9 protein-coding genes and 1 pseudogene are annotated in these 8,727 nt (G+C 70.8%); 6 read left to right on the forward strand and 4 right to left on the reverse strand.

Translation table 11 applies throughout. The features are described from left to right. Window positions 1-305 (reverse strand): annotated as a pseudogene (locus tag AC1D15_RS17965) (allantoinase); the annotation flags it as partial. A 5-nt stretch (window positions 306-310) separates the two neighbouring features. Continuing rightward, window positions 311-1,084, reverse strand: coding sequence for a GntR family transcriptional regulator (locus AC1D15_RS17970; protein ID WP_477827053.1), 774 nt, complete (start codon window positions 1,082-1,084; stop codon window positions 311-313). Between the two features lie 53 nt (window positions 1,085-1,137). On the opposite strand from AC1D15_RS17970, the gene uraH reads away from it, so the two are divergent. The 3 genes from uraH to AC1D15_RS17985 are packed head-to-tail and all read left to right on the forward strand — an operon-like array spanning window position 1,138 to window position 3,275. Then, window positions 1,138-1,491, forward strand: coding sequence for a hydroxyisourate hydrolase (gene uraH / locus AC1D15_RS17975; protein WP_047506788.1), 354 nt, complete (start codon window positions 1,138-1,140; stop codon window positions 1,489-1,491). Window positions 1,492-1,496: 5 nt separating this feature from the next. Further along, window positions 1,497-2,690 (forward strand): urate hydroxylase PuuD, encoded by a 1,194-nt coding sequence (locus AC1D15_RS17980; RefSeq protein ID WP_477827054.1) that lies wholly within the window; start codon window positions 1,497-1,499, stop codon window positions 2,688-2,690. 42 nt (window positions 2,691-2,732) lie between these two features. Next, entirely contained in the window at window positions 2,733-3,275 is a 543-nt protein-coding gene (locus AC1D15_RS17985; protein ID WP_465112774.1) for an RDD family protein, read from the forward strand. On the opposite strand, the gene AC1D15_RS17990 is transcribed toward AC1D15_RS17985, so the two are convergent. Both AC1D15_RS17990 and AC1D15_RS17995 read right to left on the reverse strand, forming a co-directional pair. Next, a complete protein-coding gene (locus AC1D15_RS17990) occupies window positions 3,230-4,108 on the reverse strand; it encodes an AraC-like ligand-binding domain-containing protein (RefSeq protein WP_477827055.1) in 879 nt (292 codons plus the stop codon). The two genes, AC1D15_RS17985 and AC1D15_RS17990, sit on opposite strands and share 46 nt — an antisense overlap. Continuing rightward, window positions 4,105-6,156: a tetratricopeptide repeat protein gene (locus AC1D15_RS17995; protein ID WP_477827056.1), complete on the reverse strand. Its 2,052-nt coding sequence runs from the start codon at window positions 6,154-6,156 to the stop codon at window positions 4,105-4,107. Before AC1D15_RS17995 ends, AC1D15_RS17990 begins: the two co-directional genes overlap by 4 nt. 154 nt (window positions 6,157-6,310) lie before the next feature. Here AC1D15_RS17995 and AC1D15_RS18000 point away from each other — a divergent pair, with 154 nt between their 5' ends. From AC1D15_RS18000 to AC1D15_RS18010, 3 genes are all read left to right on the forward strand, one after another. Beyond that, entirely contained in the window at window positions 6,311-7,876 is a 1,566-nt protein-coding gene (locus AC1D15_RS18000; RefSeq protein ID WP_477827057.1) for a clostripain-related cysteine peptidase, read from the forward strand. Window positions 7,877-8,069: 193 nt separating this feature from the next. Beyond that, complete coding sequence (locus tag AC1D15_RS18005; protein ID WP_477827058.1) at window positions 8,070-8,483, forward strand: hypothetical protein; 414 nt, start codon at window positions 8,070-8,072, stop codon at window positions 8,481-8,483. An 11-nt stretch (window positions 8,484-8,494) separates the two neighbouring features. Next, the coding region (locus AC1D15_RS18010) for a hypothetical protein (protein WP_477827059.1) at window positions 8,495-8,727 on the forward strand (233 nt) is incomplete at its 3' end.

Here is an 8,727-nt window from a genome sequence, read left to right on the forward strand (position 1 = left end):
ACGCCGAACACCGTGAGCGGCAGCGCGCGGCGCTCGAACTCGCGCAGCAGCCGCCACACGCCGACGCGCGAGCCGTACTCGTAGATCGACTCTATCGACAGGTGGCGCGCCGGGTAGGCGGCCGGGTTGAACATCTCCGACAGGAACTGCTCGCTGCCGGCGTCGCCGTGCAGCACGCTGTTCTCGCCGCCCTCTTCGTAGTTCAGCACGAACTGCACCGCGATGCGGGCGCCGCCCGGCCATTCGGCGTGCGGAGGGTGCTCGCCGTAGCCGACGAGGTCGCGGGGGTAGGTGGTTGGTGGCATGGCGTTCAGGCGGTGGCGTGGGCCGGCGTCGCGCCGGCGAGATCGGGCAGGGGCGGAACACGCGGATCGAGCCGCAGGTTGCGCTCGACGCTGCGCAGGTGGGCCTGCATCAGCCGCACCGCGGCGCGCGCATCGCGCCGCTCCAGCGCGTCGACGATGGCCACGTGCTCCTCGAAGGAATGCTCGGCCGAATGCGCCGACTGGTACATCAGCGAGATCAGCGACGAGCGCGACACCAGGTCGGCCAGCATCTCGGCCAGCACCTCGTTGCCGAGCATGCGCGCGAGCACGACGTGGAAATCGGCCAGCAGCCGCGTGCGGCCGGTGACGTCGGTGCGCAGCACGGCCTCGCGCTCGGCGGCCAGGTGGGCACGCAACGCGGCCAGCTGCGCCGCATCGAGCGCGCCGGCGGCGCGGCGCACCAGCGCCGCCTCGATCATGTGGCGCACCTCGAACACCTGGCGCGCCTCGTCGACGCTCGGCATCGCGACGCGCGCGCCGCGCGCCGGCTCGAGCGTGATCAGCTTGTCGCGGCTCAACTGGTTCAGCGCCTGGCGCACCAGCGTGCGCGAGACCTTGAAGAGATCGGCGATCTTCTGCTCGGCGAGCTTGGTGCCGGGCATCAGCCGGCGTTCGACGATCGCGGTGGTGATGGCGTCGACGATGCGCTGCGTGGTCCCGATGTGCTGCGCGCTGCCGCCATCAGCCGCGCCGGCACGCCGCCGGGCCGGGCGGATCTGCTTCAGCGGGGTCGACTTGGGGCTGGCGGCGCGGGGCATGGAGCGGGCGGCTCGGTTGGCTCTCGAAGGCAAAGTGTATACACTTTCCCACCATGGGAAAACTGACGACGCACGTGCTCGACACGATGAACGGAAGCCCCGCCGCCGGGATGGCAGTGCGCCTGTATCGCGTGGATGGCGCCACGCCGCACCTGCTGCGCAGCGTGCAGCTCGATGCCGACGGCCGCGCCGGCGGGCCGCTGCTGGAGGGCGCCGATTTCATGCCCGGCCGCTACCGCCTGGTGTTCGAGCTGGCCGACTACTTCCGCGCGCGCGGCGTCGTGCTGCCCGAGCCCCCCTTCCTCGACAGCGTGCCGATCGACTTCGGCCTGGCCGACACCGGCGCCCACTACCACGTGCCGCTGCTCGCGAGCCCCTGGGCCTATTCCACCTACCGCGGCAGCTGACGCGCATGGAAGCCTATGTGCTGGACTGGGTCAACCTGCTGCTGCGCTGGGCGCATGTCGTCGTCGCGATCGCGTGGATCGGCTCGTCGTTCTACTTCGTCTTCCTCGACAACAGCCTGCTGAAGCCCGAGGCCCCCGAGCTGAAGGACAAGGGCGTCGACGGCGAGCTGTGGGCGGTGCACGGCGGCGGCTTCTACAACCCGCAGAAGTACATGGTGGCGCCGAAGTCGCTGCCGGCGCACCTGCACTGGTTCTACTGGGAGAGCTACTCCACCTGGCTGACCGGCTTCGCGCTGTTCACGGTGCTGTACCTGTGGCAGGCCAGCACCTTCCTGATCGACGCGCGGGTGCATGCGTGGTCGCCGGCCGGCGCGATCGCGGCGGCGCTGGCCTTCCTCGCGGTGTTCTGGCTCGTCTACGACGGCATCTGCCGCGCGTTCGGCCGCGGTATCCACGGCGACCGCATCGTCGGCGCGGTGGTCGCGGTGGTGGTCGTGGTCGGTGCCTGGCTCGCCTGCCAGCTGTTCGCCGGCCGGGCGGCCTTCCTGCTGGTCGGCGCGATGATGGCGACGGCGATGAGTGCCAACGTGTTCTTCTGGATCATCCCCGGCCAGCGCACCGTGATCGCGCAGATGCGCGCCGGCCAGCCGGTCGATCCGGTGCACGGCCAGCGTGCCAAGCAGCGCAGCGTGCACAACACCTACTTCACACTGCCGGTGCTGGCCGCGATGCTCAGCAACCACTACGGCTTTCTCTACGGCGCGCCGCACAACTGGGCGGTGCTGGTGCTGGTGATGGGGGCCGGGGCGCTGATCCGCCATGCCTTCGTGGTGCGGCACAAGGCGCTGGCGCAGGGCAGGCGGGTGCCGTGGGAGTTCGCGGTGGCGGGCACGGCGCTGCTGGCCGGGGTGGCGGTGTGGCTCGCGCCGGCATCGAAGCCGGCTGCGCAGGCCTCGCAGCCCGTCACGTTCGCGCAGGTGCAGCAGGTGGTCGGCACGCGCTGCGTGATGTGCCACAACGAGCAGCTCGCGAGCAAGGGCGTGCGGCTCGATTCGCCGCAGGGCATCGCCGCGCATGCGCAGCAGGTCTACCAGCAGGCGGTGGTGCTGAAGCTGATGCCGTTGAACAATGCGACGCAGATCAGCGATGATGAGCGAGCCGTGTTGAAGCGCTGGTACGAAGCCGGTGCACACCCGTAGCCCGGATGCCAATCCGGGGATCGCCCACCCGCAGAGTCCTGCATGAGCACCAATCCCTACGCCCCGCCGAAGGCTCCCGTCGCCGACCTCGATGCGAACCCGACGCAGGTGGCGTACGCAGGATTCTGGCGGCGATCGATCGCCAGCTTCGCCGACACGCTGCTCTTCCTGGCCTTCTTCATCCCGCTGGTCCGGTTCTTCTACGGGTCCGACTACGGGGCCCTGAAGCACGTCCCCGCCAAGACCTTCCCGAGCACCGGCGACCCGCTCGAGTTCTTCCTGACCTGGGTCTTCCCGGCGGTGCTCTACATCGGCTGCTGGATGAAGTGGCAGGCGACGCCGGGCAAGATGGCGATGAAGATGCGGATCGTCGACGCGAAGACCGGACTGCCGCCGACGCTGGGCCAGTCCGTCGGCCGCTACCTGGGCTACTACCTCTCGAGCCTCCCGCTGTTCCTCGGCTTCCTCTGGATCGCCTTCGACGCACGCAAGCAGGGCTGGCACGACAAGCTGGCAGGGACGGTGGTGGTGCGCGACGGTCAGCGCCCGGCCTTCGCACGCAACTCGCGCGCCGACACGCCGTAGGCGGCCCGGAACACCTTGCTGAAGTGGCTGGGGTCCGCGAAGCCCCAGTGGCGGGCGATCTCGGCGATCGGGCGCGCCGCCATCGCCGGCGCCTCCAGGTCACGCCGGCACATCGCGAGGCGGCGGTCGCGGATGCAGCCGCTCACCGTCTCGCCGGTGCCTTCGAACAGCTTGTGCACGTTGCGCTCGCTCATGCGGAAGCGGCGCGCCAGCATCGCCACGCCGAGCGAGGGCTCGGCCAGGTGCTGTTCGATGTGGCGCAGCAGCTGCTCGCGCACCAGCTGCCGCAGGCCCGGCGCCGGCTGCTCGCCCAGGCACAGGCCCAGCAGGTCGAGCGCGCCGCCCAGCGCTACCTGCCGCCCGGCGGCGGGAAGCTCGCCGAAGCGCCGCATCAGCAGCTGGAAATGCTCGACGAACAAGGCGCCCGCGCCCTGCCGGCCGTCCATCGGCCGCCCGACCAGGTCGCGCACCCGCGGCAGGCGGCGCAGCAGCTCGGCCTCGGGCACCAGCATCGACATCTGGCGCAGGTCGTCGCTGGTCTGGAAGGCCATCGGCTGCGTGCTGTCCCAGAGCGTGAACATGCCGGCGCCCAGCTGCAGCTCGCGGTCGCCGCCGAAGCGCAGCGTTTCGGTGCCCTGCGCGACCATCACGACGGTCAGCCAGGCACTGTCGTCGCGGGCGATCTGCCGCCGCCCGCGCGTACCGCTCACCGTCGCCGCGGACGTGCAGTCGGTCAGCCGCACGCCGCCCAGCCGGTGCTGGCGCATGAAGGCGGGGAAGCGGTCGCAGGCGATCTTCGGGATGTCCCAGCTCAGGTGCGCATCGACGATCACCTCGCGCCACGCGTCGAACTGCCGCCGCGGCGGCAGGCCATCGGTCGCGTCAGCTCGCGGTTGAAGGTGCTGCGCAGCTGCTCGAACTCGGCCGCGAAGCCGTCGCCCAGGCCGTGCTTCTGGATCAGCTGCAGCGCCGCCTCGCGCTCCTTCGACGACATCGCGAGGTAGGCGTTCGCGATGGCCAGGCGCGCGCGCACATGGGCCTCGGCCCCCATCGGCACGGCCAGCACTGCCCGGTGGCGCTGGATCTGCGCCATCTCGTCGAAGTGGGCCGCGAATTCCTCCGGCAGCAGGCGGTCGTAGGGCGCGCCGTCGCGCGGGCCGAGGATCTCGGTCTTCAGGTTGCGCGTGGCCTCAAGGTGGGCCGGATCGCTGTCGCCCGGCGAGACCTTCAGCGCCGCGGCCGCGTGCGCATCGCCCTGGCTTTCGTCATCGGGCTGTGCGTCGAGCTGGTAGCGCTTGTAGTGCGCCTCGGCCAGGTTGTAGTGCGCGCGGCGCACGTGCAGGCTCAGGCCGGCCTGCTCCCCCATCGCGAGGGCCTGCCGGTACTCGGCGATCGCCTCGCCGTAGCGGCCCTGCCAGAAGTAGGTCGCACCGAGGTTCAGGTGCGTGCTGGTCAGCGTTTCCGGTTCGATCGGAACGCTGCCGGCCATCCCGAGGATGCGCTGCGAATAGGCGATCGCGCTGTCGAAATCCTTCGCGTCGCCGTAGATCAGGCTGAGGTTGGCGTAGGTCTTCAGCACCGACAGCCGGTCGCCCTCGCGCTCGAAGATGTTCAGCGCGCGGTGCTTGTGCTCGAGCGCCCGGCGCAGGTCGCCGGCCCGGCGCCAGTACTCGCCCCAGGTCTGCTCCAGCATGCCGACCGTGGCGGGCGACAGCGACGGGTCGCGGCGCAACGGCTCCGCCCGGTCCAGCACGGCGCGCGAGCGCGGGTCGTTGCGCAGCACGTAGAGCCRGGCGAGCTTGACCAGCGTCGCCAGGTACTCCTCGGCGACCGCCGCACCCGGCGGGCGGCCGTCCTCCAGGCCCGCGCGGCGCAGGAACTCCGCACTGTCCTCGTAGCACGCGAAGGCACGGTCGGCGTCGCGCGGTTCATAGAACTTGCCGAGTGCGCCGTAGACGATGCCCAGCATCAGGGCGTCGCCGCACCCGTTGGCCAGCCGCAGCGCCTGCTCATAGGCCTGGCGCTCGCGATCGCCGGCATCGCGGATGCGCCACAACGCCGCCTGTGCCAGCAGCAGGTCGAAGCGTTGCCGGGGGTCCGACGCACCGGCGGCCACGAGCGCGATCAGCGCATCGGTTTCCGCATCGTCGGCCACGTCGACCCGCGCGCGCTGCAGCAGCTCGATGAAGGCGGCCGGCGCGCTCGCCTGCTGCAGGTGCCACAGCGCCGACAACGTGTCCTGTTGCGCGAGCGCCAGCGTCGATTGCCGCCGGTGCCAATCGACCAGTTCCGCCGGTGACGCGAGCTCCAGGCGAGGCAGCAGCTCGCGCAGCACCATTTGCCGCATCGCGATGCGCCGCTCGCCGGCCGCGGGGCGCTCCAGCAGCGCCTCGGCCGCGAGGCGCTTGCCCTTCTCGAGATAGCGGTAGAAGGTGCTCGGGCCGATCGCCCACAGCCCGCAGAGGTTCTCGCTGGCCGCCTCGTCGGGATGGCGGCGGTAGCGCTGCCGGAAATCGGGCACCGGCTCGAAACCGTAGTGGCACATCAAGGCCAGCATCGGCCGCCAGCTCGTGCGATCCACCCATGCCGCGGCATCGATGCCGGAGAGCACGGACGCCTGGTCGGGGCGCAGCTGCGAGACGACCCAGCGCAGCCACAGCGCGGTCGCCTCGACCAGCGCACGGTCGCGCGGCAACGCATCGCCGGCGGTCCCGAGCACCGGCTGCAGGAAGCGCCTGACGAACCAGCGGGTGGCCCGGGGCCGACGCCGCAGCCAGTCGTCGAGCGTGCCCGTCTTGTGGGCGGCCAGCGCCTGCCCCAGCAGGGTTTCCACCGTGCCGGCCGGCAGCGGCAGCGCTGCGGCACCTGGGCCGCCCTGCAAGTTAGGGGGATGGTTCGCCATGGATCCGGTGCATCGTCTCGCGATCGTCCGGACCGCGACGGATTTGCGCGGTCCGCCATGCCTGGGCATGCGAGCGCGCGACGGTTAGTGTATCGACGCGATTTCGCACCCATTGCCTCATCGAGGAACCGTCATGCCCCTGCCCCGCCTCCTTGCTTCCGATCCGAACACCTCGTCCGCGACCGACGGCGTCGCGCTGGTCGTCCTCGCGCCGTTCGGCGGCGATCCCGTGCTGAGCGGGTTCCCCGACGGAACCTCGCGCGACCTGTCGCAGCACCCGTTGATGCGGGCCCTGCCGAAGATCGCTGCCAGCGGCGTGCACGTCACCGCGCTGATCGACCTGGCCGACGACGATTCCTACCTCGTGGAGATCGCGGCGCTGCAGCCGGCCGACGTGGTCGTCACCTCGCGCTGGAAGCAGGACATGACCTCGCCGAACACGCTGGCCGGCCTGTTGCGCCAGGCGCACCAGGCCCATCCCGCCGCCGCACTGGTGCTCGCGCTCGAAGGCCATGGAGCCGGGTTCCTGCCCGAGATCGATCGCAGCAAGCTGACGGCCCACAACATCACCGCCGGCGGCGCCTTCGAGTGGCACCTCAGCGAATCGGGCGGCACCCCGGTGCTGCCGCAAGGCTCGCCGGTGCTGCCCCAGGGGTCACCGGTGCTGCCGCAGGGCTCGCCGGTGCTGCCGGTCAGCCAGATGCCGCTCTCCACCTGGGGCCTCGGCGACGCGCTGAAGCAGGCCCAGGACGCCGGCGTCCCGAAGCTGGCCGCGATCCATTTCAACAACTGCTTCAACATGTCGGTCGAGGTGCTGCACACGGTGGCGCCGTACGCCGACTACGCGACCGGCTACGAGAACTACAACTTCTTCACCGCCGGCGCGGCCTACCCGGCGGTGTTCCAGAAACTGGCGGCGGCCGGCAGCGCCACCGCGCAGCAGCTCGCGCAGTGGTTCGCCGACGGCAACAAGGACATCCTCGCCGCGAAGGGCAACCACCCGACCGTCGGCTGCGTCGTGCAGCTCGGCCGTCTGCAGGCGATCGTCGAGCGCATCGACGACCTGGCCGATGCGCTGCTCGCCGCGCTGCGCACCTCGACGCCTGCGCAACGCCCGGCGATCGTGCAGAAGATCCGCGCCGCGATCCGCCGCGCCCAGCAGTTCGACACCAACGCCAACRTGGACCTGGAGACGCCGGACGAGCTGACCGACATCGACAGCCTGGCCACCGAGCTGCTGGCCACCGACTTCGCGCCGTTCAAGGTGCAGCAGGCGGCGGCCGGGCTGCGCGATGCGCTGAAGGACATCAAGCGCTACGGCGCCGTCGACGCGCCGTGGACGGCCCCCGGCGCGCTGTGGGACTTCTCGGCGAAGAACCTCGCGATGAACATCTTCCTGCCCGACCCGCTGCTGCTCGGCCTGTGGGACTGGCGCTCGCCGTACTACCTCGACGTGAACCCCGACCCGACGCTGCCGCGCGTGCAGCCGCACATCATCGATTTCGTGAAGGTCACCGACTGGGTCGACTTCATCGTCGAGTACCACAAGGGCCAACCGTTCAAGGGCCTGCTGCCGGCGGCGATCCCCGAGTTCCCGGTGTTCAACGCGCGCTACGAGCCGCCGAAGGGCCGCCAACCCGACCCCTGCGGTGACGGGGACATCATCCCCAAGGGAGAGGACAAACCGCGCCGCGCCTGATCACACCGCGCTCCCCCTCAACCCCTGCGAGGCCCGTCCTCCCAGGGGTTTTTTGTGTCCGGCGCCCCATCGTCTCGTGATCGTCTCGCGCCCGGGGCGATCGGGCCGCACACGGGCGTGTCAATGGGAAGGCGGGGCCGATGGAATGCGGTCCATGGATTCCTCCACCCCATCCCATCCTCAGGAGACGCCCATGAAGTGGTACCTGTCCGTCCTTGGCGCGCTGGCCGTCTGGCGCCTCACCCACCTGCTGCACGTGCAAGCCGGCCCGCGCCGCGTGCTGGAGACCTTGCGGCGCTGGGCCGGCGAGGGCTCGTCGCTCGCCTGCTTCTACTGCCTGAGCCTGTGGGTCTCGGTGCCGGTCGCGCTGGTGATCGGGCAGGACTGGCTCGAGCAGGTGCTGCTGTGGCTCGCGTTGTCGACCACCGCGATCGCACTCGACCTGCTGCTCGACCTGATCAGCCGCAGCACCGCGCCGCCGGCCCACCTGCAGCTGCTGACGCCATCGCAGATGGCGCAGGCGATGGCGGCCCGCTACTTCGACGAGCCGGCGGTGGACGAGCCGGCCGAGCCCCCGTTCACGCGCACCGGCGCACGGACGCACTGAAGGAGGCTCGCATGCTGCCGTCGATCAAACGCCGCCTGGCGGCCCTCGGGCCGGTCGCGATCCCGTTCGCCGACACCACGCCCGGCATCTGGCTGCTGGAGACGCGGCGGCCGGTGCCGACCGAGGATGCGGCGGCCGCCCCTACACTGCACGCGCCCCGCATCAACACCCCGAGCCCATGGCCTGGAACGGTCGCCTGCAACTCCACTACCGCCACGACGCCGGCCGCTGCGTCGTCCACGAC

The organism is Rhizobacter sp. P2_H2 (assembly GCF_056403375.1).